This window comes from Pontibacillus litoralis JSM 072002 (genome assembly GCF_000775615.1).
In the GTDB taxonomy this organism is placed as follows: domain Bacteria; phylum Bacillota; class Bacilli; order Bacillales; family BH030062; genus Pontibacillus; species Pontibacillus litoralis.
Genome location: NZ_AVPG01000001.1, coordinates 364,057 through 390,591, shown reverse-complemented (window position 1 = coordinate 390,591; position 26,535 = coordinate 364,057). Strand labels below are relative to the sequence as shown.

Genomic DNA, 26,535 nt, shown 5'->3' with positions numbered 1-26,535 from the left:
GGATGTTTAAAACATGGCTAACGTAACGTTTAAAGGAAACCAAGTGACACTACTAGGAAATGAAGTAAAGGTAGGGGACAAAGCTCCACAATTCACAGTGTTAGCAAATGATTTATCCGAAGTTTCCTTACGTGATTACAAAGGAAACGTAAAGTTAATCAGTGTCGTACCTTCCATTGATACTGGGGTATGTGATGCACAGACTCGTAAATTTAATGAAGAGGCAGATAAACTAGAGAACGTCAATGTGTTAACGGTTAGTATGGATCTTCCTTTTGCACAAGCCCGTTGGTGTGGAGCGAATGGGGTTGATAAAGTAGATACATTATCTGATCACCGTGATGCCTCGTTTGGTGAAGCATTTGGCGTGCTCATTCAAGAGCTGCGCTTACTTGCACGTGCTGTATTCGTAGTAGACAGTAACGATGAGATTGTTTATGTTGAATACGTACCAGAGGCAACCAATCATCCGAATTATGATGCCGCACTTCAAGCTGCAAAACAAGCAAAATAAACGTCCCACTTTGGTCCGGTTCTAGCAGCCGGGCTTCTTTAATTTCTCTTCATACATACCTTTCATTCCTTCTTCCTTGGTAAAAAGAATGTACATTTGCTAGAATAGATAAAGTTATAGTTTCGATAGGAGGAGTAAGACGTGGAAGCATCGAAAACGGAGCAATTATATACGTGGTTAGATGAAGTTGTTACAATCATAAGCAAAGATATCGACTATCCTTATATAGAATTACTTCCATTAGCGGGGAGTATATTATTTGAACAAGCAATACCTGAACAACATAGTGATGGTGTTCGAAGTGCATTAACCGATAAACTTAAGGTCATATCGCTTGATGAATATACAAAGGAAGAAATAAGAAAGGCTATCCAACTAGCTATTTTAAAGGCGATGAAAGGGTACACACAACAGCAGCATTACATTACACCTGACTCTGTTGCTATATTTATGGGATACTTGTTAGAAAAGGTAGTACCAAAGAAGGAAGGCATTCGCTTATTTGATCCTGTTACAGGTACGGCAAATCTACTAACGGCAGTCATCAATCAATTAGATAAGCCAGTTGAAGCATATGGAAGTGACGTAGATCGCACGTTATTAGAGCTTTCGTTAATGAATGCGAATTTGCAACAAACAGAGATTGAACTTTTCCATCAAGATAGTCTGCAGCCGTTTCTATTGGAGCCGGTAGATAGTGTTATTGCCGATTTACCGGTAGGCTATTATCCAAATGATACACAAGCAGAAGGATACCAATTAAAAGCACAATCAGGCCATTCTTATTCGCACCACCTTTTAATAGAACAAAGTGTGAATTATATGAAACCAGGTGGATATGGACTATTTCTTATTCCTAACTTTTTATTCGAAGGGGATCAAGCCGAACAATTACATGTATATCTACAGCAACATACACACATAGTAGGAGTGTTACAATTACCTGACTCTATGTTTAAGAATGAACGGTTTGGCAAAAGCATCTTCATTGTTCAGAAAAAAGCTGAACATACAAAACCACCGAAGGAAGCATTAATCGTTTCTTTACCATCTTTCTCCAATGCGCGGGCGATGAACGATATTGTGATAAAAATTAACAAATGGTTTAACGAATATAGAGCGTTTTAATTTTATGAAAATAAAGATTTTAACACGATTTTGTGAAATATTATATATTGTCTTGAAAACAATCACAACGGGTGTTTAAATGAATAATGGTAACTAGTAACTTAAGTCAGTAAGGGGATGAAAAAAAGTGAGCAAAATTTTATCAATTAATGCGGGTAGTTCATCACTAAAGTTTCAACTAATCGAAATGCCGGCAGAAGAAGTAGTAACAAAAGGTTTGGTAGAACGTATCGGTTTGGATAACGCTATTTTCACTATCGAGGTAAATGGCGAGAAAGATAAAATGGTAACAGATATTCCAAATCACCAAAGAGCTGTTGAAATTTTAGTAGACAAGCTAACAAGTACAGGAATTGTTCAATCTTTAGATGAAATTGAAGGAATCGGTCACCGTGTCGTACATGGTGGAGAGCGTTTCAGTGATTCTGCACTTGTAACAGAAGAAGTAATGAAAGAAATTGAAGAAGTATCTGAATTAGCACCATTGCACAACCCAGCGAACCTAACTGGTATTCGCGCATTCCAACAAATTTTACCGAATGTACCAGCAGTAGTAGTATTTGATACTGCATTCCACCAGTCGATGCCAGAACAATCATACTTATATAGCCTTCCATATGACTATTATGAGGATTATGGTATTCGTAAGTACGGTTTCCATGGTACATCTCATAAGTATGTTTCCCAGCGTGCGGCGGAAATGGTTAATCGCCCATTAGATCAAATGCGCATTCTTTCCTGTCACTTAGGTAACGGTGCAAGTATCGCAGCGATTGAAGGTGGCAAATCTGTAGACACATCTATGGGCTTCACACCACTAGCAGGGGTAACAATGGGAACTCGTTCAGGTAACATTGACCCAGCTTTAATTCCTTACATTATGGAGAAAACAGGTAAGTCCGCAGAAGAAGTAATTCACGTTCTGAACAAAGAAAGTGGAATGCTTGCTCTTTCTGGTTTCTCTAGTGATCTTCGTGACATTGAAGAGAAAGCAGAACAAGGAGATGAGCGTGCTGAATTAGCATTACAAGTATTTGCTGATCGTATTCACAAATACATTGGTTCTTATGCAGCTCGTATGCATGGAGTAGATGCAATTGTCTTTACTGCAGGTGTAGGTGAAAATAGTACAGCTATTCGCGAACGTGTACTTAAAGGTCTAGAGTTTATGGGCGTATACTGGGATCCATCTCTTAACCAAACACGTGGCAAAGAAGCGTTCATTAGCTACCCACACTCTCCAGTTAAAGTAATGGTGATCCCAACGAATGAAGAAGTTATGATTGCACGTGATACAGTGCGTCTAATCGACGAAAATAACTAAACGAACTCAAAAAGAGACTATCGATCAACAATCGATAGTCTTTTTTTATGAGCTAAAAAATTATTCAAGGCGTGCAAAAAAATGTCTCCTCAATGTAGTACAATAAAGATAGAAAATAGGAAAGAAGCTGTCCGCATTATATTTTGTGATGTAATCTATTCCATCCAATAAAAGGGAATGTCATATCTAGTCGCTATGCCGCATAGATTGTGTTGGGGAGGCATTTACGTGAGTGAACAAAGTGTATATGATGCCATAAAACATTGGGAACAGCAATGGATAGATTATCAACCTAATGATTTTGAAATAGCTTATGACCGTTGGTTACAACAGGGATTTCATCAAATGAATCCAAGAAAAAGAAAGAAGCTTTTTCGTCAAATGGATCAAATTCTATTTCATATTCATGCCTATCTTCAAGGAGCTGCTTTTCAAAATGAAGCAAGAGAGCGTATTTTGGTAAGTGGTCGTATTTTTGATCGCAGCATTGTAGAAATTGCTCATATGAAACAGTTGACAGTGGATCAATTAACCTATATTGCACAGCAGCACGTTGCCAAGGGGAAGGTGTATTCGCTTGCACAAGGAGGTTTAACTGGTACAGGTGGTTATTTGCTTCTCGGAGCGGATTTTCCATTAATGGTTGTCCTTAATTTACGTGCAGTGCAGTTAATTGGCTTAACGTTCGGCCATGAAGTGAATCATCCGTATGAAATGATGCTTTCTTTGAAATTGTTTCATGTAGCTACTTTACCAAAACGCTTGCAAAAGCAAGGGTGGGATGCATTAAAACAAGAATTGACTCATTATTCGTCCCCGTTTATGTATGAAGGAACAGACGACTTGACAGATGAAAAATGGTTCGAGCAACCGATGAAACAGTGCTTGAAGTCATTATCTATTTTCATGTTTAGAAAAAAATGGATTCAAGGATTGCCGGTAATTAGTATGGCAATAGGGGCAACGCTTAATTATCGATTAACGCGCCAAGTAACCGAATTTGCGCTTCGTTTTTATCAATATCGTTATTTAATAGAAGAGGAGAATTTTCGTTATGTCTGAGCAAGAGCATAAACGTTTAGCTAAACAAAGTATTGTTTGTAAGGTGATTACGGTAAGTGATACTAGGGAGAAGCAAACCGATAAAAGCGGTCAACTTATGCAAGAAATGCTAACATCAGCTGGGCATTTCGTAGCCGGTTATGAAATTGTCCCAGATGAACAACAATCCATACGTACATGTATTCAAGCGGGGTGTGATGATTCGAACATAGAAGCTATTTTAATAAATGGTGGGACTGGTATTTCGAAACGGGATGTAACGATTGAAACTGTAGCTCCTATGTTAGATAAAGAAATGACGGGATTTGGTGAATTGTTTCGTATGTTAAGTTATACCGAAGACATTGGTTCTGCAGCCATTTTATCAAGGGCGATTGCTGGAAGCTGTAGAGAAACAGCTATTTTTACGACCCCAGGTTCTAGCGGTGCAGTAAGGCTTGCAATGAATAAGTTGATTTTACCAGAGTTATGTCATGTAGTTCGTGAATTGAATAAGTAATCTTTCTCTTCTAATCATTCTAAGCCTACAAAAAATATAAAATTATTTTATATACAAATTATAACAAATTTTTTAATTAATTTTTTGTATAATGTAATTAATAAACTCAGAAAAAGGCAAACTAATTGAAAGATTAGGACGCAAAGATGCAGATCTAACGCATGAAAATGCTAGGATGGCTGGTCTACCTGAAAATCTCAGTGTGGAGGGACTACAATTGAGAGAAGGAATAGAACTAAGAAACGGTGTGGACGAAGAGTGGGTTCGATTAATGATAGAGGCGAAAGCGATGGGATTAACGGTAAAGGAAATAGCTTCTTTTCTTACGTTAAAAGAAGCAGAGAGGGGAGAATTGCTAGCATATAAGTGTTTATCATAATATCGTATGTGTAACCTATTGTGGAAATGTGGTATACTTCTTTTCAGGAAGAAGGTGATAGCCATGATAGGTGAACAAATTAAGTCCTTAAGGCAAGAAAGAAAGCTGTCATTAACAGAATTAGCTGATCGAGCAGGAGTGGCTAAATCTTATTTAAGTTCTATAGAACGAAATTTACAACAAAATCCTTCTATCCAATTCTTGGAGAAAATTTCATCTGTCTTGCACGTTTCGGTGGAGCAACTGTTGTTAGGGGACGATGAACAAGAAACATCATTAGATGAAGATTGGATAGAACTGATCAAAGATGCCCAAGATTCGGGTGTTTCGAAAGAACAATTTAAAGAATTTCTAGAGTATAATAAATGGCGTTTACAACAAGAAAAGCATGACATTACTGAATGACTTACATAAAAGGAGAAGCTCACGAATGCGAGCTTCTCCTTTTTACGATAGAATCTATTCTCGCTCAGGACGAATGACTAGTACATCACAACTAGCATAGCGAGTAATGTGTTCAGATACGCTACCGATGAAAAATCGTTCAACAGCGTTTAAACCAGTTGCACCACAAATGATTAAATCTGCTTCAAATTTAGGCGCAACTTCTTTTGCAATCTTTACTTTCGGAGAACCATATTCTATATCCACCTGAACTTCCTGTAATCCTTCTTCTTTCGCCTTTTGTTGATATCTAGTTAACAATTCTGTTGCGTAGTTCTCTGCTCTTTCTGCTAAAGAGCGATCATAAGCTTCAACTGTAGCAAACGCTCGAGTATCCACTACATGAGATATAAACAATTTTGCTTTGTTACGTAATGCAATATCAATGGCTTTCTCAAAAGCATGTTCAGAAGCTTCAGAACCATCTACAGCTATAACAATCTTCTTATATTCAAATGGCATATGGACTCTCTCCCTTCAATTTTTCTCTATTATAACATGATAAAGGGCTTTCATGGAAAAAGATGAGAAGTAGTTTTAGAAAGTTTTGTGACACACTAACGATAGGAGGTGTTTAGAGTATGGAACCTAAAAAACAAACAGGCTTACAATATGAACCTGAAGGTGAACAAATTATTGCTCAACAACTATCGGAGAGTTACCAAAGCGGTGTTATTGATCAAGTAGCACATCAACCGAAAGACCGTAGCAAACATTCATAATAGACACAAAGGAGCCAGTCTTTCTTATAAGGGAGAGTGGCTTTCTTTATGTATAAAGAACGTAATGGATGAATCATTTGTCGTATATATAGTAAAGTAGAGATAGGAGCTGTTGCTAGAAGAAACAAAGGCATTCGTGTGGGAAAATGAAGATAATAAATACAATGCACATACATTTTACGATGAACGGTTTAAAGGAGGTACTTATGCAGCACGCAATTATTACTGCAGGATCGAAAGGATTAGGACGAAAAGTAACAGAACAATTTATAGAAGCAGGTTATTCCGTTACCATTTCTTATCGGAAGGATAAACAAAAAGCTCAAACATTAATGGAACAGTTCCCGGATGATCAACATCGCATTCAATGTGTTCAAGCAGATGTGACTAACCCAGCGGATTTAAAACGACTCGTAAATCAAGCGATGGAGGCGTTTGGTCGCATAGATGTTCTCGTGAATAATGCAGGTCCATATATATTTGAACGTAAGAAATTGATGGATTATTCCGTTGATGAATGGGACGCGATGATCAGAGGTAATTTAGATGCTGCATTTTATTTGTTGAAAATGGTAATACCTATTATGAGAAAACAACAATTTGGCCGTATTATTCATTACGGATTTCAAGATGCGAATCAAGCACCTGGTTGGATTTATCGCTCGGCCTTCGCCGCTGCTAAAACAGGATTAGTATCGTTGACGAAAACGGTAGCATTAGAAGAGGCGGAAAACGGAATAACAGTTAATATGATTTGTCCAGGAAAGATAGTAGGGGAATGGAAAGAGCGAACCATTTTAGAAAGTCGTCAAGAAATTGATCCAGAAACACCGATTGGCAGGCCTGGAACAGGGGAGGATATATCTAGAACGATTCTCTTTCTCTGCCAGGAACAGTCAGATATGGTTACTGGTTCTGTTATCGAGGTGACAGGTGGCGTTGATGTAATTCATAAGCATCGTATTCATAAGTAGCTTTATATTTACGAGGAGACGCTCATTTTATAAGGAGGTAGGAAATGGATGAACATAGGAATACCGAAAGAAATCAAAAACAATGAAAACCGAGTGGCTATTACCCCAGCAGGTGTGACAGCATTCATACAGGCAGGGCATCAAGTATTCATAGAGCAAGGAGCAGGAGAAGGTTCTGGATTTACGAATGAAGAATATGTGCAGGCAGGTGCTAGTGTTGTTTCTACTGCAGAAGATGCGTGGAATCAAGAGATGGTCATGAAAGTGAAAGAGCCGTTGCCAGAGGAATATGATTATTTCCGCGAAGGATTAATTTTATTTACGTATCTTCATTTGGCTGCAGAACCGGAATTAACGAAAGCACTAATGGAGCGTAAAGTAATTGGCATTGCGTATGAAACGGTGCAACTTTCGAATGGTTCTTTACCACTATTAACCCCAATGAGCGAAGTAGCTGGCCGTATGGCTTCACAAATTGGTGCACAATTTCTAGAGAAGTTACGAGGTGGAAAAGGCATTTTGTTAGGTGGTATTCCTGGTGTGCGTCGAGGGCGAGTAACAGTTATTGGTGGAGGTGTCGTAGGAACGAACGCAGCAAAAATTGCGATGGGATTAGGTGCTGATGTGACCATTGTTGATTTGAATGCCAGACGATTACGAGAATTGGATGATATATTCGGAGCGAGCATTAATACAATGATGTCGAATCCGTTAACCATTGCCGAACTTCTGGAGGAGTCTGATTTAGTTATTGGTGCTGTACTGATTCCTGGTGCTAAAGCGCCTAAATTAGTAACTGAGGATATGGTGAAACAAATGAAGAAAGGCTCTGTAATTGTAGATGTCGCGATTGACCAAGGTGGAATCTTTGCAACGACAGACCGAATTACAACGCATGATGATCCGACATATGTGAAGCATGATGTACTGCATTATGCGGTTGCGAATATGCCTGGTGCTGTTCCAAGAACATCTACGATAGGATTAACGAATGTAACGGTACCGTATGCTTTGCAGTTGGCGAATAAAGGATATGTACAAGCGTGCTTACAAAATGAAAGCTTATGTAAGGGCATCAATACATTAGATGGCTCTGTAACATTTCAAGCGGTTGCAGAAGCACATGATTTACCATATCGAGATGTGCAGTCGTTCCTTCAATAAGCATACGTTGTAGTGGATGAAAGATAAAAACGTTTATTTTTTGTTAAGAATAGTTGATTTTCTATTCTATTTTAGAAAAGCATGATAAATTTGAAACATTACGTCTGTTTAAATCGTATTACATGATAAGCACAAAGTTGTTATGAAAAGAGGTGACTAAATGGGGTTATTTTCTAAATTATTTTCTAAGCAGCAAAAGGATGTACCAAAGGTGAAAGAACGTACACCATTAACGATCCAACTCGGTGATGTTGTCACTTATGATTTAATGGATTATGAAGTAGTGGGAAAGATTACGTATCAAGACGGATCTTACAAGTGGTATGCGTATCAACTTCTAGAAGGTAGAAAGTCGATATGGTTGTCTGCTGAAATGGATGAGGAGTTAGAACTCGGTATTTATGAAAGTATCACGATGCCTATTTCAGAACCTTACCCGAATAAAGTGCAACACAATGGTAGGACATATTATTTAGATGAATCAGGTAAAGCCCATATTAGAGGAGAAGGCAGAAGTGAGAATGTAAATGGCCAGACTATTCAATATGCGGATTACTGTAATGAAGAGGAAGACCATTTTCTAAGTGTAGAGAAATGGGGTTCTGATATAGAAGTAAGTAAAGGCTATCCGATTGAAGAATTTGAGATTAGTATATTGGCAGGTTCAAATTAAAGGAGGAGAAAGATATGTTTAAATTTTTCAAACGTATTGGAACAGTTGTTAATTCAGAATTAAACTCTATGCTAGATAAAGCGGAAGATCCGGTGAAGATGTTGGATCAATTTATGCGTGATATGGAAGCAGATATTCGTGAAGCAGAGAGTGCGGTAGCGAAGCAAATTGCTAATGAGAAAATGTTAAAGCGTAAGTATGATGATGCACAAGCGCTTGTAGATAAGCGCCAGCAGCAAGCTGAAAAAGCAATTGAAGCAGGGGATGAAGATTTAGCACGTCGAGCGTTACAAGATAAGAAGAATCAAGAAGAGCAAGCAACAGTGCTAAAAGAGTCTTATGACCGAGCGTTGACAGATTCGCGTAACCTACGCCAGAAATTAGACGAAATGAAAAAAGAATACCAAGAAATGAAATTAAAGAAGGATTCGTTAAAAGCACGTGCAGAGTCCGCCAAAACACGTACGAAAATGAATCGCACCATGTCAGGCATTAGTAATGATGAATCTAAACGTGGATTTGAACGTATGGAAGAAAAAGTAATGCAATATGAAGCAGAAGCTGAAACAAGTGAAGATTTATCAGAATCTAGTCGAACGCTTGATGATGAGTTTGCGGCACTTGAGAAAGATGGCGTAGATGACGAATTAGCAGCTTTGAAAAAGAAGTTAGGGAAAGAGTAACGAATGTCACGAGGCAATGGTGATTGGTCGACCTAGTTGTGGGTGACCAATCCTTTTGTTGTCTTTTCGGTAATCAGAAAGGAGGTCAGCACCGTTGAAGAAGTTTGCTATATACCCTTTTCTATGTTTGCTAGCACTATTTTTAGTTAGTTGTAGTCAATCGTCAGGAGAGGCTTATACGGATGGAGTATATGAATTTCCTGAAGAACCTACGAAAGCATCGATTGAACAACAGATAGAAGAAGGAAATTATAAAGATGCAGAGGATTTAGTAAATCAAGTGTTCCCATTAGTTGATACTGTAGAAGGGGAAAATAATGAAGCTTCTGTCATTTATGCTACGAAGCGGTTTACAATAGACGAAGTATCAGCACTCATTACAAATATGTTCCCACCAGAGCATGAAAGTGATTCAGTAGATGGCAAGAAAGCTATTATATATCCAAGTTACTTTATTACGTTTCAACAGAGTGAACAAGATAGTGATACGGTATTTATTGAAGTAGCTTCAGATCGATTTGTGCGCGACAATTACTCGCCAAATTATTTTAATGGCCTATTTGCTTTATGGCTATTAGATGATGTGTTGGATGTAGATGATTGGCATAAGAAACGCTCGAAATCTTGTGTAAGTGGTGATTGTTACGGAGGGTATTCAAGCGGTAAATATCTTTCCCCATCTAAGTCAGGTGGTATAAGAGGAGGTTCGTCTACGGTTCGTGGTGGAGGACCTAGTTCTGGAAAATAATGAACAAGGAGTGAAGAGGTATGGGACCATTGTTATTAACATTATTATACTTTGTAGTAGCCATAGTAGTAGTAGTCATTGGACTGTTCCTATTTGAAAATGTAACGAGAAAGTATAAAGATTGGGATGAAATTAAAAATGGGAATACGGCTGTTGCTTTATCCATAACAGGTAAAATTATTGGTATATGTATTATTTTATCCTTTGCTATCTACAATTCTTTAGAGCTAGTAGATACTTTAATATGGGGTACGATCGGGCTTGTATTGCAGCTAGTTGCTTACTTAATATTTGAAATGTTGACTCGTTCTTTCTCTGTTGAAGAGCAGTTAAGCAAAAATAATGTAGCTGTCGGGGTTGTTTCGTTAGGTGTTTCAATCGGGCTTGCTTTTGTCATTGGAGCTTCTATAACGTAAGTATTCGTGTAAGTCCTGCTACCTTAGTGGCAGGATTTAATCTTTTGGTTACGGAGTGATTGGGTTGAAGTTAGACGCGGCACAGAAAAGTAAGACAATATATTGGGCCTCAGGAATTGTATCTATTTGCGGTATTATATTCGAAGTTTTATTTGGAGCTCTAGGCTCTTACATATTAGGTGATGGTGTAAAACAGTATACATTGACGATTTCGTTATTTCTGACTGGAATGGGCGTCGGTGCGTCTTTAAGTGAACGTGTTACGAAGAATTTGCTAGGTGCGTTTATAGTAGTCGAATTCGCTGTCGCTTTTGTTGGTGGATTTTCTAGCTTAACGATGTTTGGGGTTACCGCTTTTGCTTCAGGAGGAGCAGATGCCCTTTATTTATACAGCATTACCTTTGTAGTTGGTGCATTAACAGGTGTAGAGTTGCCCATATTGATTCGTAAAGCTAATGAATTAGGAGTAGAGTTAAATAAGAGTACGGCGAGAGTGTTGTTTTCTGACTATGCAGGTGGTTTAATTGGGGGCTTGCTATTTGTTTATTTGCTTCGTCCTCAAATGGGAATGGTGCAGAGCGCTTTTGTTGTAGGATGCATCAATTTAACCGTTGCTTTAACGGTATTATGGTTATTCAGAAGAGAATTGAAGTATGTCAAAACGTATGCAACAGTGGGAGTGCTTATTGGAATTAGTTTAACATGGGGTGTTTTATTTGGAGAAGCACAGGCATACTCCTTTGAAAAACGGCTGTATGAGGACCCTATTATTCATATGGAAGATACGGCTTACCAACGTATTGTGTTAACGAAGGAACAAGGTGATACGAGACTTTATTTGAATGGTGCGTTGCAATTTAGCTCTTCTGATGAACATCGTTACCATGAAACGCTCATTCATATTCCGATGGCGCAAGCTGTTGAACCAAAGCACGTATTAGTTCTAGGTGGAGGGGACGGGCTAGCTGTACGTGAATTATTAAAGTACCCACAGCTAGAATCCGTTACACTTGTTGATTTAGACCCTCGAATGGTGGAGTTAGCGAATGAGAATCATCATCTACTGCAAATAAATGAAGCCTCGTTGCAAAACGATAAAGTAAACGTATATCACGAAGATGCATTTGAATTTATGGAACAAACATCGGATAAGTATGATGTTATTATTTCTGACCTTCCTGATCCCAATAATGAAAGTTTAAATAAACTCTATACTCAAGAATTTTACTCTTTACTTCGCAACCACTTAACACCAGGTGGGGCAATGATGGTGCAAGCGACTAGTCCTGTCTTTGCTACTTCTTCTTATTGGACGATAGTAGAAACAATCGCTGCAACAGGCTTATATACAGAACAATTCCATATCGATGTTCCTAGTTTTGGTAACTGGGGATTTGTATTAGGTAGTAAACAGCGAATACGTCCTGAACAGCTTGAATTAACAGTTAATACGAACTTTTTAACAGAGGACATGATTTCTAGCTTAACGTATTTCGGCAAAGATGAAGATAGTCACATAATGGAGAAGGGGAAAGCAGTAGAGATAAAGCCGAATACGCTTATTGATCCGCATCTCATTCAAAAGTATGAACGAGATTGGATAAATTATTAAATAGGGTATAAAGGTAAAGTACTTCATAAAAAAACAGGAACCAGTGAGTAAGAACAATTCGTCCTCATTAACTGGTCCTGTATACAGTCGTTATTTTGTTGTGACTTTTACGTTGATTGCTTCTTTATGAATGGCTTTTTGATAGACAGGTCCTACATATTGATTCAATGGAAAACCTTCCTTAACAGCGCTAGTGATAAAGGCTTTTGCTGATGTAACAGCTTCTATAACGGACTTGCCATTTGCTATTTCTGCTGTAATGGCAGCAGAATAAGAACAGCCTGCACCATGGACGTATGACGTGTTCACGTTGTCCGTTTGGATGTAATGGAACTGCTCACCATCATAAAGAAGATCTGTTGCTTTAGTATCGTCAACAAGTTTGCCTGCTTTAATCAATACATGCTGCGCACCAGATTCGTGAATGATTTTGGCTGCGTTTTCTAGTTCTTCAACAGTTGTAATAAGACGATAACCAGCTAGTTTAGCAGCTTCGAAAAGGTTAGGCGTTGTAATCGTTGCCCTTGGTACGAGTGTTTTACGAAGGCTTTCTAGGTTCTCAGGGTGGAGTACATCGTCTTCCCCTTTACATACCATAACCGGATCAATAACGACTGGGATATTTGCTTGATCGATGACCTCTGCAGCTGCTGTAATAATATCAGGGGAACCAAGCATCCCTGTTTTAAGTGCATTAATATTTAAGGAGATGGCGGTCTTTAATTGTTCCTTTACAGTGTGAAGTTCCATTGGAAAGACGTTATGTGCCCATCCGTTATCTGGATCCATTGCGACAACTGTTGTTAAAGAAGAAATTCCATAAACGCCATGCTCATGAAATGTTTTTAAGTCTGCCTGAATACCTGCCCCACCACTGCTGTCTGAACCAGCGATTGTAAGTACTTTTTTTCTCATTTAATATTCCCCTTCCAACTACTCTCTTTATTTGTAGAACTATTTCCTATCTTAACGATTTTTGTAGAAATCTCAAACTGAAATACTTTTAATTATATCAAATGTGAACGTTTTCTAGTATGTTTATTAAAAAAATTTTAAACAGTAGTTTTTTTGCTCAAAAAAAAGAAGCCTTGTCTTAGGCCACGTTACCAAAATAATTTAGGTTTAGGTACATGATGATTGTGTTGGAAGGAGGTTTGATTTCCTTCTACAAGGGATTGACATTCTGTATCAAAATCAAATGGAATAGCTTGCTCATAAGGAGGTGGAATTAGGTTAGCATCCTTATTACACGTAAACGGTTGATCGATAGGGTGCCCATCTGCGTTTCGCTCTGTCTGTAATGTGTCAACAACGATTTGCCCGATTTGTTTTCCTAGTTTTAGTCCTTCATCATTATCAATTGGGAAATGCACACCAGCATACAACCGAGATTGCGCACATTCATTGGCTAATTGACGAAGTTTTTCTTTTTCACCAGGAAAAAAATAACTTAGAATGACTTCTGCTGCTCCAGCAACTGCTGCATGACCTGAGGGATACGTAGGGTGTCTTGGGGTACAAAGAACCGTAACAAGTTCATCATCAAGTTGGTTTGGTCGAGCTACAAGCCATTTGAATTTTAAATACCAAGACACGACAAAAGCGTCATTTAGTCCGGCATTTAATGCTGCCAACATTCTACCTGCTCGAGGTGCCTCCACTCCGTACGTATCAATAAGAATATCAGCGATTGGTGTCCATTGTTTCGTAGCGGGACCTGTGCCCCAATATTTTGCAATGGTCTTTTCGTTTTTGGAGATGTTTTTTAATACTCGTTGTACTTTTGGTAGTTGAGCATGCCAATTTACCTTGTTAGCATGAAGGATTTTTAGTTTAATCGGTTTTCCATCTAGAGTAGAAAACCCCCCTTTATCATTATGCTGAATATAATACGTACTCCAAGAACCGGAGAGCGGGGTTTCAGCATTAGTAGGAGGGTGAAATTCCCCTGCATAAGGCAGTTTGGGCCATGATTTAAATGCGTAATATTTCCTCTTGCTCATTGCATCACCTTCATAAAGTATAGATGTGTCATTCTATGTATGAATTAAGAGGCGTGTATAGACACTTCCCCATAAAATGAAATTACGTAAACCCGTTGGTAGTAATATTTCTTTTCCAGCAAAAGGAGAATAGTGCTAGAGGAGGGTGCTAACTGATTTTAAAATGGGCATGAAGCATGTGTAGAAATCATATATTGAGTACAAATAGTAGTAGGAGAGGGGTTGTAAGGTGGAAAAACAATATTCCGTGTTGCGATTGTTATTGGCGTTTTTTTTGTTATATATGGCGTGGCCTTATATACAAGTACAGGGGGAACAAGTAGCTTCTTATTTCTGGCTTGGATGGCTGGTGTTCTTCTTATTTGTAGTAGGAGCGAATTTAGCCGACTTGCTTCGTATATCAAGACAACCAGCTTTAGAAGAAGAAAGAAAATTAAAGAAAAGACAACAATCTGTGTAGAGAAAATTGAAGCAACTTTCATTCATCTGTATAATAACACTAGGTAGGAAAATGACTAGTACAGGTCCGATTAGAAAGTAAGGTGAATGAAGTGGCAACAAAGCATGAACAAATTCTAAATCATATAGACTCTTTATCAATTGGTAGCAAAATTTCTGTTCGTGGTATTGCAAAGGCACTAGAAGTAAGTGAAGGGACAGCATACCGAGCTATTAAAGAAGCGGAAAATCAAGGTCTTGTTAGTACGATTGAACGTGTAGGTACGATCCGAATTGAGCGGAAGAAGAAAGATAATATTGAACGATTAACATTTGCAGAAATCGTAAATATTGTGGAAGGACAAGTGTTAGGTGGAAAGGCTGGTTTACACAAAACGTTAAATAAGTTCGTCATTGGAGCAATGAAATTAGATGCGATGATGCGCTACACAGAGGCTGGATCGTTGCTTATTGTTGGGAATAGAACCAATGCTCATGAGTTAGCTCTCCAAGAGGGAGCGGCTGTATTAATAACAGGTGGTTTTGATACGGATGAGCATGTTAAGCGGCTAGCTGACGAAAAAGAGCTTCCAATTATTTCTTCTAGCTATGATTCCTTTACAGTTGCGACGATGATTAATCGAGCTATATACGATCAAATGATTAAGAAGGAGATTGTATTAGTTGGAGATATTTATACTCCACTAGAGCAGTCATTTTATCTTCAAGTAGGTGATTTAATTGATGTATGGTACCAATTAAACGAAGAAACGATGCACAATCGATACCCTGTTGTAGACCATCAAATGCGAGTAGTCGGTATAGTGACAGCGAAGGATATTATTGGGGAAGATCGTGATTTAATTGTAGATAAAGTGATGACGAAGAAGCCAATGACGGTTCATGCAAAAACTTCTTTAGCCAATGCAGCGCATATTATGGTTTGGGAAGGTATTGAGGTGATGCCTGTTGTGGATATGAATCAGAAGTTGATTGGTGTTATTTCTAGGCAAGATGTATTAAAAGCACTGCAACAATTACAACGCCAACCACAAATTGGGGAAAAGATTGATGATTTAGCGACAAGTCAATTAATGGAGTCTGTAGATGAGCACAATGAAATCGTGTATGAAACAGAAGTGACACCACAGATGACGAATCAATTAGGTACGTTATCATATGGGGTATTTACTTCAATCGTTGTAGGAGCAGGTAGTCGATATATTCATCAAAATAAAAAGGGTGATTTAGTCGTTGAGAATTTATCCGTATATTTTATTAAACCTGTCCAACTCGAAAGTCAACTAGTGATTAAGCCACGCATTTTAGAAGTAGGTAGGAAAATAGCTAAAATAGATGTTGAAGTGTACGGGGAAGGGAATATAGTTGGTAAAGCGATGATTATGGCGCAAATAATTGATCGATAAAATTCAATAAAAAGAGCCTGTGAATGTGAATCAGGCTCCAAACGTGCTATGTTAGTCATTGATTTCATTTGCTCGTTCTTTTAGTTGTTTCCCATAAAAGGATGTAGTTTTAAATCCATATACGAGCTGAAGAATCCCTAAAGCGATAAAAATAATGCTAATATAAAGTGCTAATTTGGTTTGATAAAAGGCATATTGATTAATACCAAATGTGATAATGAATATGCCGAGTGCAACTCTCGCTTTAGAATTAGCGTACCGTTGTTCCAATGGGTCGCTTTTTCGTAAAATTGCTACTTTGAAGTATAAATAAATCGTAATGGAAAGCACTATTGCGATAGGAAAGAGTACCATTTATTATCACCTTTTCATTATTATGAACTGTAACGTTATCTATTGTACCGATTATTGGTTCATTTCGCCAGCAATTCAATGAAAAGAATACATTAAAGGAGTTCTGTTATGTCTATACAATCTATTTTACAATCTATTCAACAGTATGAAACAGTTATTATTCATCGTCATGTACGTCCTGATCCGGATGCACTCGGTTCTCAATCTGGGTTAGCTCATATGATTAAGGATACTTATGTAGATAAGAAAGTGTATGTCGTTGGGGAAGAAGATGAGCGTTTAACATTTTTAGCGCAAATGGATGATGTGACAGAAGAAATGTACGCGAACGCTTTAGTCATTGTTTGTGATACAGCGAATCAGGCTCGAATTAGCGACCAGCGTTATTCACTAGGTGCAGCATTAATTAAATTAGACCACCACCCTGATGTTGATGATTATGGTGATATTCAATGGGTGAATACAAATGCTAGCTCCACATCAGAAATGGTATATGAATTGTATGAAGCATCGAAAGAATATGGCTACAATTATGTGATGTCAGCGCAAGTAGCTCGCTTGTTATATGCAGGAATTGTCGGTGATACAGGTAGATTCCTGTTCCCTAGTTCAACTGCTCGTACGTTACAAATTGCAGCAGACTTAGCTACATATGATTTTGATCGAACGGCTTTATATGACGGTATGTACAAAACAAGCCCGGCAATTGCACGATTAAAAGGGTATATTTTGCAAAATTTCACCATTTCTTCAGCTGGAGTAAGTACTGTGAAATTAACGAAAGAGACGTTAGAACAGTTTCACGTTACTCCGTCACAAACTTCTGCCGTAGTAGGCCTTTTAGGAGAAGTAGAAGGTATGTTGACGTGGGCGATTTTTGTAGAGGAAGATGAGCAAATTAGAGTACGGCTTCGTTCTAAAGGTCCGGCGATTCATAACGTTGCGGCTAAGTATAATGGTGGTGGCCATCCAAGAGCGTCTGGTGCAACGGTTTATTCAAAGGAAGAGATGGAGCAGCTTGTAGCTGATTTAGAGCAAGTAACTATCGATTATGTAAGGAAGTAAAAAAGACACAAAAAAACGTCTAGTGGTCACATTTAGACGTTTTTTTGTGCGGAAATTATTGTGCTTGTTTATGAGTTGGTATAAACCAGCATCCGCTATCAGTTTCGTCCATATAAACGGCTAGATTGCGTTTTTTAATTTCACGTTTTAATAATCGGATGAGTTCTGCTGATTCGGCATATGCTGTTTGACCGTTAGCGATACGATTCAGTTTATCCTCTAACAATCTTCTTCTATTCATGATTAACATAATACACTCACCCCTTTTCCTTTAGACTTTGGTTCATTTCTATTTTATACAAAAAAGCGAAGTAGTACCACTATTTTCTGAATTTTTCACAAATTGTACATTTTTTACGTAGTTGGGTGAATCGTAATCATAACGACGACGTTTTGTGTCATGATTAAGCGTTCTACCTTCAGTTCATAAGTTAAGGAATCTATTGTATACGTTTTGGCTTCGATGGCTGTATATAATAGACTAGCATTGTCTGAGAGCCCTTTAATATCCTTTCCAATAACGTCAGGCAATTGTTCTTTAGCTAAATTACGTAATTTATAAACAGTGAGTCGATCCATTTTATTTTGTCTTAATAATTTTTTTTCGTTTAAAAAAACAATTTCAAGATCCTGAACCTTAATGACTTTTTTCTTTTGGTCATTTAATTCTTTTTTGTCTTGTGTCAGTAGACTGTTTTGATTTTCTAAATCAGAGATGGTACCTCGTAGTTCCATATTTTCTTCAATCCATCTTTCCATATGGGTGCCGTACATGAATAGAAAAACACAATAGGCCATTACTCCGCCGATAAAAACTCCGGCGAGAAATCGTTGCCATTCTTTTTTTTTGTAATAGGGAGGAATGTGCATTAAGTAATCTCCTCCTGAATTAACCATTCAATAATGAGTAATGCTGTTTGTACGCCTCCCATAGCAGAAATGATGCAAACAATTTGTTTAAATATATCGAGAGTAGAACCATCTGAGAGTCCTCGCTCAAAGGTAGATATTGCATCAAATGTTCCACCGATTGCAGCGACAATGGCCCATATTCGCAAGCTTTTGGCAAGGCGACTTATATATGTGAAAGGAGCTTCACCAGCTGCAAATGCACCGATGCTACCAATTAATGTTCCGCCAATCATAACGCCGAGAGCAATAAAGTAATATTGAAAAACGGTTACAAAAAAACGTTCTTCCATATAAGGTCACCCTTTCAATTGAAACACTTGTCCGTATAGTTAAATGTATGAGGAGGTATGCTTCTATATGACATAGGGCCAAGTGTGTGTTTTTCTATCTATTGCATAGTAAGCTATAATAGAGGATGAAACTAATGATGAGGCGGGAATAGATATGGAGTTTGTTCATTTACAGGTACGAAGTGGATACAGCTTTATGAAAAGTACCAATACAATTGAGAAACTGGTTGCTACCGCTAAACAAAAAGGGTTTACAGCTTTGGCATTAACAGATGAAGGCGTCATGCATGGAGCAATCTCTTTTTATCAAACGTGTCAAGCTTATGGAATTAAACCGATTCTAGGGCTGACGGCATATGTGGAAATAGCAGAGGGTCAAGTGAATGAGCTGTTATTGCTTGCAAAGAATCAACGAGGATATCACAATTTACTGCGTCTAAGTAGTGTCTTGCAATCTACAACGGATTATATACGTAAGCACGATGTTGAGAAGTATGCTCAAGGGTGTATTGGTATTCTTCCTTTATACGAGTCTTATTTAGAGAACTATTGCATACAAAATGATATGACTACTTTCCATGAACAAGTGAAAGAGTGGCAATCCTACTTTGCTACAGATGACTTCTATATTGGATTAGCGGATTATGGGATAGAGAAGCAGAGGCGTGTACTGGCAACGATTGAACAGGTGAACTTGATTCACACGCTTCCGTTTGTGGCTATTAACGACGTTCGGTATTTGCGAGAAGAAGATGCAATAGCTTATGATTGTTTGCAAAGTATTCGTGAACAAAAGAAATGGTCACAGCAAATAGAAGATAAGACAGGGAAGAATCGACATTTACGAACGAATGACGAGATGAATCAGTTGTTTGGTGATTGGGCGCCAAGCTCTTTGCGCCAAGCTAGTGCGATTGCTAACCGATGCCATGTAAAGCTTGACTTTCAACAGACGATGTTACCTGAATATCCAGTTCCAGAGGGAATCAGTGCTTCTGAATATTTGAGGCAGTTGTGCTATAAAGGGTTAAGACGTAGGTATAGTGCTTTAAATGAGCAAGTAAAGGACCGGCTCGCTTATGAGTTACGCATGATCGAACAAATGCAGTTTAGCGATTATTTTTTGATTGTATGGGATTTTATACGCTATGCAAAGCAACAACAAATCGTTACAGGTCCCGGACGAGGCTCAGCAGCAGGTTCTTTAGTTGCATATTTATTAGGGATTACAGATGTTGATCCAATTCGGTATGATTTATTGTTTGAACGTTTCCTTAACCCGGAACGAGTAACGATGCCTGATATTGATATTGACTTTTCTGATGTGAAACGAGATCAAGTTATTCAATATGTAAAGGACAAATACGGACCCGAACATGTGGCTCAAATTATTACATTCGGAACGTTCGGCCCTCGTTCTATCTTACGTGAATTAGCGAAAGTGATGGGAATAGATCAACAAGAAATAAGCTATGTGTTGAAATTCATTCCACAAACTATATCTCAATCTATTGTTGCAATCGTGCAAGAATCTTCTGAACTGAAGTCTTATATTCAACAATCTTCTGACATGCAATTCTTGTTTAAACTAGCTACGAAATTAGAAGGATTACCACGCCATGCATCCACACATGCAGCAGGAGTTATTATTAGTAAAGATCCATTAATAACACACGTGCCGCTAACTTCTGGACATGATGGTGTACCGTTAACGCAATATGCGATGTCTGAGTTAGAAGCAATTGGTTTACTAAAAATGGATTTTCTCGGTTTGCGTAACCTTACGTTGATGGAACGAATAACAAAAGCGATTTATGAACAAGAAGGAAAAACGATTTCTTTTTCACAGGACGACATGACGGATGAACGAACATTTACTTTATTACGTAGTGGTAAAACAACAGGAATATTTCAATTAGAATCAAAGGGGATGAAGGATGTGCTTGAACGCCTTCGCCCAACTCATTTCGAGGATATTGTTGCCGTTAATGCGCTGTATCGACCGGGACCGATGGAATATATTCCAACGTATATAAAAAGAAAGCATGGGAAAGAAATGGTTACTTATCCCCACCCAGACCTAGAGCCCATCCTTAATAAAACGTATGGGGTGTTGGTATATCAAGAACAAATTATGCAAATTGCTAATAAAGTTGCTGGTATGTCTCTTGGGCAAGCAGATGTATTAAGGAGAGCAGTAAGTAAGAAGCATCAAGATGTGATGAATGCTCAACGGCAATCGTTTATAACAGGTTGCGTGAATAATGGGTATGAAAGGGAAGTAGGAGAGCAATTATTTGAATGGATTGTACGCTTTTCTAATTATGGTTTTAACCGAAGTCATGCTGTAGCTTATAGTATGATTTCTTATCAGCTTGCCTATTTAAAAGCTCATTATCCAGCTTATTTCATGACTCAATTAATGAGCAGTGCTTCTCATGACAAGATGGCTAGTTATATTAAAGAGGCGAAGGAATTAGGAATAACTATTTTGCCTCCATCCATTAATTTTAGTTATGAGAGATTTACTGTAGAAGATGGGAATATAAGGATGGGTCTATCAGCTATAAAAGGGATAAGTAAAGCAGCCGTTCATCAAATGATACAAGTACGAAAAGACAAACCATTTCGCAATTTATTTGAGTTTTGTCGTCGCGTTCCGTTACAAATTGTGAACCGTTCTGTAATGGAGTCGTTAGTATTAGCTGGATGCTTTGATGAAATGTATCAAAATCGAGCTTCTTTGTTAGCGAGTCTCCAACAAGCAATAGAACAAGGTGAACTATTTAGTGATATGCAGGGGCAAGAGTCGTTCTTTCCTCATGATATCAGCTTAGATGCTCATTACGTATCGACGGAACCTTTTGATCAATTAAAGCAGCTTTCTTTAGAGAAGGAAGTACTAGGTTTTTACGTTTCTTCCCACCCGTTAGCAACGTTTCGCAATCAACTTCGTTTTAATGGATACACGTCTTTACAAGCTGCTTCCCACTCTACAATGAAGAGGAAATTAAAAGCAGCCGTTGTCGTTCAAGAATTGAAAGTAATTCGGACGAAAAGAGGAGACCCAATGGCGTTTGCAACGTTTAGTGATGAAGGAGGAGAAATAGAAGGGGTTTTATTTCCTGAAGCATTCCGGGGGATTCGTAGCTGGCTAACGGAAGAAATGCTTGTGTTTATTGAAGGTAAACTAGAGGAACGTAGAGGAAGTATGCAGTGGATTGTTCATACAATCATGCCTTTTGACAAAGATGTATTACAAGAAGTAGTAACAGAACGTCTGTTTGTAAAAATCGATGATGAATCCGTACAAGAAGAGAAGTTGCATCAAATGAAACAATTGGCTAAGAAATATGCTGGTTCAGTACCGATTATTGTTCACTTTCCACACAAGAAAGAGACGTTTCAATTAAGTCAATCATTTTCTATTAATCCGACGGAAGAAGCGCTTGAGCAATTTAAGCAATTGTTAGGGGAAAATAGAGTGGTTTTGAAATAATAGGAAATGTAACCTTTAAGTGTGTAGAAGGTTCGAATAAGGACTTTACATGAAAAAGCGATTTGATATAATGTAATAGATTAGTGGTCAGACCAATTTACGAAGGTCAGACAATTTGTTTATGTGAAAAAGGAGCGAATATTGTTGTCAAAACTACGCGAAGAAGCATTACATATGCATCGAGTAAATAGAGGAAAACTAGCGACACATTCTAAGGTGCCTGTTAGAAATAAAGAAGATTTGAGTTTAGCTTATTCACCAGGAGTAGCTGAACCATGTAAAGAAATATATGAACGTAAAGAAGATGTGTATGAATATACAATGAAAGGGAATATGGTAGCTGTTGTTAGTGATGGCTCTGCAGTACTAGGATTAGGGAATATCGGTGCAGAGGCTTCTTTACCTGTTATGGAAGGAAAAGCAGCTTTATTCAAGAGCTTTGCAGGTGTGGATTCTTTCCCAATCTGTCTAAATACAAATGATGTGGATGAAATTGTCCAAACAGTAAAATTAATGGAACCTACTTTCGGCGGTGTTAACTTAGAAGATATTGCTGCACCGAACTGTTTTATTATTGAAGACAGATTAAAGAAAGAGACGAACATTCCAATTTTCCATGACGACCAACATGGAACAGCTATCGTTACCGTTGCGGCGATGATGAACGCATTGAAACTGTCTGGCAAGAAGTTCTCTGATGTGAAGGTTGTAGCGAACGGGGCTGGAGCCGCTGGAATTGCCATTATTAAATTGCTTTATCATTTCGGTGTACGTGATATTATTATGTGTGATTCTAAAGGGGCTATTTTTGAAGGGCGTCAAGCTGGAATGAACAAAGTTAAAGATGAAATAGCTAAAATTACGAATAAGGACCGCCAAGAAGGTTCTCTACAAGAGGTAATGAAAGGTTCTGACGTGTTTATTGGTGTATCTGTTGGTGGGTTATTATCGAAAGAAATGGTACAAAGCATGAACGAGAACCCTATTATATTTGCGATGGCGAATCCTGAGCCAGAAATTATGCCAGAAGTTGCGAAGGCAGCAGGCGCAAGCGTAATTGGAACTGGACGCTCTGATTTCCCGAACCAAGTAAATAATGTACTAGCGTTTCCTGGTATTTTCCGAGGTGCGTTAGATGTACGTGCTACTCGCATCAATGAGAAGATGAAAGTTGCTGCAGCGGAAGCAATCGCGTCTCTTGTAAGTGATGAAGAGCTTAGCGCAGACTATGTTATTCCAGAACCATTTGATCCTCGTGTAGCACCTGTTGTAGCAGCGAGCGTAGCGAAGGCTGCAATGGATTCAGGTGTAGCGAGACGCCAAGTAGATCCAGAGCAAGTAGCAGAAAAAACAAGACAATTAGCTTTAATTGATCAAGAGTAATCGGGAGAATCATTCTTCATTAATGTACTTAATAGAAGGAGTGATCCTAACTAGTGACGATGCCGTCTAAGTCGAAAGTTTATGAAGAGGTATTAAAAGAATTACGTCATTTTATTGAAGATCAAGGATTATCTCCTGGGGATAAGCTTCCTTCTGAGCGGGAGTTGGCCGAGCGATTACGAGCTGGCCGCTCCTCAGTTCGGGAGGCTTTACGTGCTATGGAACTACTAGGCTTAATTGAAACGCGTAGAGGAGAGGGGACTTTTCTTAGTGCTTATCAACCATTTCAAACGGTTGAAATTTTATCTGCATTTATTTTACAAGAGGCAACAACGAGAGAGAATTTAAAAGCTACGAAACAACTACTAGAAAAAGAAGCTGCTATAATGGCCATGCATCAACTTACATTAGAAGATTTCCAATTGCTTCAAGATGAAATTGATCAGTTTGAACCCGGAATAGATACGTTTCATTATGCTTTTTTTTGTGTCATTTTCCGTGTGATAGAGAATCAACTGTTAATGAAAATATGGAAGCTCATGGAGGACTTTTCCCGTACGATCCATCAACCCGTTTACCGTATTGATATATATAAACAAATAGTAGAAGCCTTGCGGACCCGAGATGAGGTATATTTAGAACGTTTATGTGCAACGCTTTATAAGTAATGATAACCTTATATTACTGACAAACTTCTACAACATTTTTAACATGTTATAGTTAAAGTTGTATAGATAGGCTCTAGTTATTAAAGGAGGAATCTACTTGCTTAAAGACTTATTTAGCAAGAAGCAGAAGTACGCATCCATTCCAAGGGAAGAGGCAAAACAAGATATTCCTGAAGGGTTAATGCAAAAATGTCCTTCATGTTATAAAATATTCTATCGTAAAGAGCTTAAAAAGAACTTACATGTTTGCCCCAACTGTGAATATCATCATAAAATGCCAGCTTATGAGCGAATTGATAGTTTATTCGATGAAGGAACATTTGAAGAATGGGATAAAGATATCATTTCAGCCAATCCATTAAACTTTCCACAATATGAAGAAAAGCTAGCGAAGGATCGAAACATAGCAAATCTTAATGAAGCTGTTGTTACCGGAAAAGGTAGCATAGAAGGTATTGACGTGGCCTGTGCTATTATGGACTCTAGATTTCGTATGGGGAGTATGGGATCAGTTGTAGGGGAGAAGATTGCCCGTGCTATTGAGCATGCTCAAGCATTAGGGGTCCCATTTATTGTTTTTACTGCAAGTGGTGGAGCACGTATGCAAGAAGGTGCACTAAGCTTAATGCAAATGAGCAAAACAGCCATAGCTATTAAAAGGTTTAGTGATGCTGGTGGATTAATGGTTTCTATTATGACAAACCCAACAACTGGTGGAGTATCAGCTAGTTTCGCCTCTATTGGAGATTATAATTTTGCTGAACCAGGTGCATTAATCGGCTTCGCTGGACGTCGTATCATAGAACAAACGATTCGCGAAGAACTTCCTGAAGATTTTCAAACATCAGAATTTCAACTTAAGCACGGACAGCTTGACAAAGTTATTGCTAGAAGTCAGTTAAAAAGTGTCTTAGTCACTTTGTTAGACCTTCATCAAGGGGGGAAACAGTCTATATGAAACCGAAACAAGTGTTAGAATTTGAGAAGCCAGTAGTAGAACTAAAAGATAAAATCAACGAACTTAAACATTATACAGAACAAAGTGATGTAGATTTATCTGAAGAGATTGAAACGTTGGAACAGCGCTTAGCAAAAGTAGAAGCAGATGTGTACGGGAACATGAAGCCTTGGGACCGAGTACAAATGGCTCGACATAGCGAGAGGCCAACGACATTAGATTATATTCATCACTTGTTCACGGATTTTTTAGAGTTTCATGGTGATCGTTATTTTGGAGATGACGAAGCTATTGTTGCGGGTATAGCGAAGTATAAAGACATGCCAGTCACTGTAGTCGGGCATCAGCGCGGGAAAGATACGAAGGAAAATATCCGTCGTAATTTCGGCATGCCTCATCCGGAAGGGTACCGAAAAGCATTGCGTCATATGAAGCAAGCGGAGAAATTTAACCGCCCAATTGTAAGCTTTATTGATACGAAAGGTGCTTATCCAGGTAAAGCGGCTGAAGAACGTGGACAAAGTGAAGCGATTGCCCGTAATTTGATGGAAATGGCAGGCTTACAAGTTCCCGTTATTTGTATAGTTATTGGAGAAGGTGGAAGTGGTGGTGCACTTGGCCTAGGAGTTGGAGACCGCATTCTTATGTTGGAAAATTCCACGTACTCTGTTATTTCTCCAGAAGGAGCAGCTGCAATTCTTTGGAAAGATGCGGGACAAGCACAAAAAGCTGCTGAATCGATGGGGATTACTTCTTATGATTTGAAGAAATTAGGAATTGTAGATGCGATTATACCAGAGCCTAGAGGCGGAGCTCATCGAGATATTGCAAGTCAAGCAAAACAGATTGATAGCTTTTTAAATCAAACGATGCAACAATTAAAAGGAATACCAGTCGATGAATTATTAGAACAAAGATGGGAAAAATATAAAAAGATTGGCTCCTTCACGACGGTGGATTAACTTATTTTAAATGTTTGGCGTGCAATCATTGTTGCACGCTATTTTCGTTCGTGTGTAAACAAAGTTTCTGTTGTTTCATATATTTCCATTTATCTTAGGTTTTTACAGCGATAAATAGGGAAATAATATAATGAAACGATTACATATGTATTTCTTGTTATATATCGTTTTAAAAGGTTGTCAAATCGAGCATTTCCGATTATCTTTGAATGGGGAGACAACTAAATAAACCAA

Annotated in this window: 30 protein-coding genes and 1 riboswitch; of the genes, 23 read left to right on the top strand and 7 right to left on the bottom strand. The window is 38.3% G+C overall.

Annotated features, from left to right (window positions below; genetic code table 11):
• Positions 1–13 precede the first annotated feature (13 nt).
• From tpx to N784_RS01935, 7 genes are all read left to right on the top strand, one after another.
• A complete protein-coding gene (tpx, locus tag N784_RS01960; protein ID WP_036831499.1) occupies positions 14–514 on the top strand; it encodes a thiol peroxidase in 501 nt (166 codons plus the stop codon).
• 141 nt (positions 515–655) lie between these two features.
• Positions 656–1,642, top strand: coding sequence for a class I SAM-dependent methyltransferase (locus N784_RS01955; RefSeq protein ID WP_036831496.1), 987 nt, complete (start codon positions 656–658; stop codon positions 1,640–1,642).
• Positions 1,643–1,769: 127 nt separating this feature from the next.
• A complete protein-coding gene (locus tag N784_RS01950; protein ID WP_036831492.1) occupies positions 1,770–2,966 on the top strand; it encodes an acetate kinase in 1,197 nt (398 codons plus the stop codon).
• Between the two features lie 228 nt (positions 2,967–3,194).
• Positions 3,195–4,028: an EcsC family protein gene (locus tag N784_RS01945; RefSeq protein ID WP_332307836.1), complete on the top strand. Its 834-nt coding sequence runs from the start codon at positions 3,195–3,197 to the stop codon at positions 4,026–4,028.
• Complete coding sequence (locus N784_RS01940) at positions 4,021–4,527, top strand: MogA/MoaB family molybdenum cofactor biosynthesis protein (protein WP_036831489.1); 507 nt, start codon at positions 4,021–4,023, stop codon at positions 4,525–4,527. The genes N784_RS01945 and N784_RS01940 overlap by 8 nt, the downstream gene beginning before the upstream one ends.
• Before the next feature lie 105 nt (positions 4,528–4,632).
• Positions 4,633–4,719: riboswitch (cyclic di-GMP riboswitch) on the top strand.
• A gap of 25 nt (positions 4,720–4,744) precedes the next feature.
• Complete coding sequence (locus tag N784_RS16515) at positions 4,745–4,906, top strand: anti-repressor SinI family protein (protein ID WP_232305954.1); 162 nt, start codon at positions 4,745–4,747, stop codon at positions 4,904–4,906.
• Between the two features lie 63 nt (positions 4,907–4,969).
• The gene (locus N784_RS01935; protein WP_036831487.1) at positions 4,970–5,311 is read left to right on the top strand and encodes a helix-turn-helix domain-containing protein; all 342 of its coding nucleotides are present in this window, start codon (positions 4,970–4,972) and stop codon (positions 5,309–5,311) included.
• Positions 5,312–5,365: 54 nt separating this feature from the next.
• Here the strand turns inward: N784_RS01935 and N784_RS01930 are convergent, their stop codons facing one another.
• Entirely contained in the window at positions 5,366–5,812 is a 447-nt protein-coding gene (locus N784_RS01930) for a universal stress protein (protein ID WP_036831485.1), read from the bottom strand.
• 119 nt (positions 5,813–5,931) lie between these two features.
• Between N784_RS01930 and N784_RS16510 the strand changes: the two genes are divergently transcribed.
• From N784_RS16510 to N784_RS01895, 8 genes are all read left to right on the top strand, one after another.
• Complete coding sequence (locus tag N784_RS16510) at positions 5,932–6,072, top strand: hypothetical protein (RefSeq protein WP_156965146.1); 141 nt, start codon at positions 5,932–5,934, stop codon at positions 6,070–6,072.
• A 206-nt stretch (positions 6,073–6,278) separates the two neighbouring features.
• The gene (locus N784_RS01925; protein ID WP_052127080.1) at positions 6,279–7,046 is read left to right on the top strand and encodes an SDR family oxidoreductase; all 768 of its coding nucleotides are present in this window, start codon (positions 6,279–6,281) and stop codon (positions 7,044–7,046) included.
• Between the two features lie 48 nt (positions 7,047–7,094).
• The gene (ald, locus tag N784_RS01920) at positions 7,095–8,210 is read left to right on the top strand and encodes an alanine dehydrogenase (RefSeq protein WP_036831484.1); all 1,116 of its coding nucleotides are present in this window, start codon (positions 7,095–7,097) and stop codon (positions 8,208–8,210) included.
• Between the two features lie 160 nt (positions 8,211–8,370).
• Positions 8,371–8,883: a DUF4178 domain-containing protein gene (locus N784_RS01915; protein WP_036831483.1), complete on the top strand. Its 513-nt coding sequence runs from the start codon at positions 8,371–8,373 to the stop codon at positions 8,881–8,883.
• Between the two features lie 14 nt (positions 8,884–8,897).
• Complete coding sequence (locus N784_RS01910; protein ID WP_036831481.1) at positions 8,898–9,566, top strand: PspA/IM30 family protein; 669 nt, start codon at positions 8,898–8,900, stop codon at positions 9,564–9,566.
• A gap of 94 nt (positions 9,567–9,660) precedes the next feature.
• Positions 9,661–10,314 (top strand): outer membrane protein assembly factor BamD, encoded by a 654-nt coding sequence (locus N784_RS01905; RefSeq protein ID WP_052127079.1) that lies wholly within the window; start codon positions 9,661–9,663, stop codon positions 10,312–10,314.
• A gap of 20 nt (positions 10,315–10,334) precedes the next feature.
• Positions 10,335–10,730 (top strand): DUF350 domain-containing protein, encoded by a 396-nt coding sequence (locus N784_RS01900; protein WP_036831478.1) that lies wholly within the window; start codon positions 10,335–10,337, stop codon positions 10,728–10,730.
• Positions 10,731–10,794: 64 nt separating this feature from the next.
• Positions 10,795–12,342, top strand: a complete 1,548-nt coding sequence (locus N784_RS01895) for a polyamine aminopropyltransferase (protein WP_036831476.1) — start codon at positions 10,795–10,797, stop codon at positions 12,340–12,342.
• 90 nt (positions 12,343–12,432) lie between these two features.
• Here the strand turns inward: N784_RS01895 and thiD are convergent, their stop codons facing one another.
• Together thiD and N784_RS01885 are read right to left on the bottom strand one after the other, a co-directional pair.
• Entirely contained in the window at positions 12,433–13,257 is an 825-nt protein-coding gene (gene thiD, locus N784_RS01890; RefSeq protein ID WP_052127078.1) for a bifunctional hydroxymethylpyrimidine kinase/phosphomethylpyrimidine kinase, read from the bottom strand.
• Positions 13,258–13,445: 188 nt separating this feature from the next.
• Complete coding sequence (locus tag N784_RS01885) at positions 13,446–14,345, bottom strand: vanadium-dependent haloperoxidase (RefSeq protein WP_036831474.1); 900 nt, start codon at positions 14,343–14,345, stop codon at positions 13,446–13,448.
• A gap of 229 nt (positions 14,346–14,574) precedes the next feature.
• On the opposite strand from N784_RS01885, the gene N784_RS01880 reads away from it, so the two are divergent.
• Both N784_RS01880 and N784_RS01875 read left to right on the top strand, forming a co-directional pair.
• Positions 14,575–14,805: a hypothetical protein gene (locus N784_RS01880; protein ID WP_036831471.1), complete on the top strand. Its 231-nt coding sequence runs from the start codon at positions 14,575–14,577 to the stop codon at positions 14,803–14,805.
• 91 nt (positions 14,806–14,896) lie between these two features.
• Positions 14,897–16,210: a DRTGG domain-containing protein gene (locus N784_RS01875; protein ID WP_036831468.1), complete on the top strand. Its 1,314-nt coding sequence runs from the start codon at positions 14,897–14,899 to the stop codon at positions 16,208–16,210.
• Positions 16,211–16,261: 51 nt separating this feature from the next.
• Here N784_RS01875 and N784_RS01870 read toward each other — a convergent pair whose 3' ends face one another.
• Positions 16,262–16,564: a YtpI family protein gene (locus N784_RS01870; protein ID WP_036831465.1), complete on the bottom strand. Its 303-nt coding sequence runs from the start codon at positions 16,562–16,564 to the stop codon at positions 16,262–16,264.
• 108 nt (positions 16,565–16,672) lie between these two features.
• Here N784_RS01870 and N784_RS01865 point away from each other — a divergent pair, with 108 nt between their 5' ends.
• Positions 16,673–17,629 (top strand): DHH family phosphoesterase, encoded by a 957-nt coding sequence (locus tag N784_RS01865; protein WP_036831463.1) that lies wholly within the window; start codon positions 16,673–16,675, stop codon positions 17,627–17,629.
• Between the two features lie 55 nt (positions 17,630–17,684).
• Here N784_RS01865 and N784_RS01860 read toward each other — a convergent pair whose 3' ends face one another.
• From N784_RS01860 to N784_RS01850, 3 genes are all read right to left on the bottom strand, one after another.
• Positions 17,685–17,870: a hypothetical protein gene (locus N784_RS01860; RefSeq protein ID WP_332307834.1), complete on the bottom strand. Its 186-nt coding sequence runs from the start codon at positions 17,868–17,870 to the stop codon at positions 17,685–17,687.
• Between the two features lie 113 nt (positions 17,871–17,983).
• Positions 17,984–18,499, bottom strand: a complete 516-nt coding sequence (gene ytrI, locus N784_RS01855) for a sporulation membrane protein YtrI (protein WP_036831458.1) — start codon at positions 18,497–18,499, stop codon at positions 17,984–17,986.
• A complete protein-coding gene (locus tag N784_RS01850) occupies positions 18,499–18,831 on the bottom strand; it encodes a YtrH family sporulation protein (RefSeq protein WP_036831455.1) in 333 nt (110 codons plus the stop codon). The genes ytrI and N784_RS01850 overlap by 1 nt, the downstream gene beginning before the upstream one ends.
• 154 nt (positions 18,832–18,985) lie before the next feature.
• Here N784_RS01850 and dnaE point away from each other — a divergent pair, with 154 nt between their 5' ends.
• From dnaE to N784_RS01825, 5 genes are all read left to right on the top strand, one after another.
• Positions 18,986–22,330: a DNA polymerase III subunit alpha gene (dnaE, locus tag N784_RS01845; RefSeq protein WP_036831452.1), complete on the top strand. Its 3,345-nt coding sequence runs from the start codon at positions 18,986–18,988 to the stop codon at positions 22,328–22,330.
• A gap of 144 nt (positions 22,331–22,474) precedes the next feature.
• A complete protein-coding gene (locus N784_RS01840) occupies positions 22,475–23,713 on the top strand; it encodes an NAD(P)-dependent malic enzyme (RefSeq protein ID WP_036831448.1) in 1,239 nt (412 codons plus the stop codon).
• Between the two features lie 59 nt (positions 23,714–23,772).
• Positions 23,773–24,381: a FadR/GntR family transcriptional regulator gene (locus tag N784_RS01835; protein ID WP_036831717.1), complete on the top strand. Its 609-nt coding sequence runs from the start codon at positions 23,773–23,775 to the stop codon at positions 24,379–24,381.
• 97 nt (positions 24,382–24,478) lie between these two features.
• Positions 24,479–25,339 (top strand): acetyl-CoA carboxylase, carboxyltransferase subunit beta, encoded by an 861-nt coding sequence (gene accD / locus N784_RS01830; RefSeq protein ID WP_036831445.1) that lies wholly within the window; start codon positions 24,479–24,481, stop codon positions 25,337–25,339.
• Positions 25,336–26,301: an acetyl-CoA carboxylase carboxyltransferase subunit alpha gene (locus tag N784_RS01825; protein ID WP_036831443.1), complete on the top strand. Its 966-nt coding sequence runs from the start codon at positions 25,336–25,338 to the stop codon at positions 26,299–26,301. Before accD ends, N784_RS01825 begins: the two co-directional genes overlap by 4 nt.
• Positions 26,302–26,535: the final 234 nt, after the last annotated feature.

Bases quoted from the DNA above. Each gene is read 5' to 3' on its own strand.
- tpx (WP_036831499.1), top strand. From the start codon at position 14: ATGGCTAACGTAACGTTTAAAGGAAACCAAGTGACACTACTAGGAAAT.
- N784_RS01940 (WP_036831489.1), top strand. From the start codon at position 4,021: ATGTCTGAGCAAGAGCATAAACGTTTAGCTAAACAAAGTATTGTTTGT.
- N784_RS01935 (WP_036831487.1), top strand. From the start codon at position 4,970: ATGATAGGTGAACAAATTAAGTCCTTAAGGCAAGAAAGAAAGCTGTCA.
- N784_RS01930 (WP_036831485.1), bottom strand. From the start codon at position 5,812: ATGCCATTTGAATATAAGAAGATTGTTATAGCTGTAGATGGTTCTGAA.
- N784_RS16510 (WP_156965146.1), top strand. From the start codon at position 5,932: ATGGAACCTAAAAAACAAACAGGCTTACAATATGAACCTGAAGGTGAA.
- N784_RS01925 (WP_052127080.1), top strand. From the start codon at position 6,279: ATGCAGCACGCAATTATTACTGCAGGATCGAAAGGATTAGGACGAAAA.
- ald (WP_036831484.1), top strand. From the start codon at position 7,095: ATGAACATAGGAATACCGAAAGAAATCAAAAACAATGAAAACCGAGTG.
- N784_RS01915 (WP_036831483.1), top strand. From the start codon at position 8,371: ATGGGGTTATTTTCTAAATTATTTTCTAAGCAGCAAAAGGATGTACCA.
- N784_RS01910 (WP_036831481.1), top strand. From the start codon at position 8,898: ATGTTTAAATTTTTCAAACGTATTGGAACAGTTGTTAATTCAGAATTA.
- N784_RS01900 (WP_036831478.1), top strand. From the start codon at position 10,335: ATGGGACCATTGTTATTAACATTATTATACTTTGTAGTAGCCATAGTA.
- thiD (WP_052127078.1), bottom strand. From the start codon at position 13,257: ATGAGAAAAAAAGTACTTACAATCGCTGGTTCAGACAGCAGTGGTGGG.
- N784_RS01885 (WP_036831474.1), bottom strand. From the start codon at position 14,345: ATGAGCAAGAGGAAATATTACGCATTTAAATCATGGCCCAAACTGCCT.
- N784_RS01870 (WP_036831465.1), bottom strand. From the start codon at position 16,564: ATGGTACTCTTTCCTATCGCAATAGTGCTTTCCATTACGATTTATTTA.
- N784_RS01865 (WP_036831463.1), top strand. From the start codon at position 16,673: ATGTCTATACAATCTATTTTACAATCTATTCAACAGTATGAAACAGTT.
- N784_RS01860 (WP_332307834.1), bottom strand. From the start codon at position 17,870: ATGAATAGAAGAAGATTGTTAGAGGATAAACTGAATCGTATCGCTAAC.
- ytrI (WP_036831458.1), bottom strand. From the start codon at position 18,499: ATGCACATTCCTCCCTATTACAAAAAAAAAGAATGGCAACGATTTCTC.
- N784_RS01850 (WP_036831455.1), bottom strand. From the start codon at position 18,831: ATGGAAGAACGTTTTTTTGTAACCGTTTTTCAATATTACTTTATTGCT.
- dnaE (WP_036831452.1), top strand. From the start codon at position 18,986: ATGGAGTTTGTTCATTTACAGGTACGAAGTGGATACAGCTTTATGAAA.
- N784_RS01835 (WP_036831717.1), top strand. From the start codon at position 23,773: ATGCCGTCTAAGTCGAAAGTTTATGAAGAGGTATTAAAAGAATTACGT.
- N784_RS01825 (WP_036831443.1), top strand. From the start codon at position 25,336: ATGAAACCGAAACAAGTGTTAGAATTTGAGAAGCCAGTAGTAGAACTA.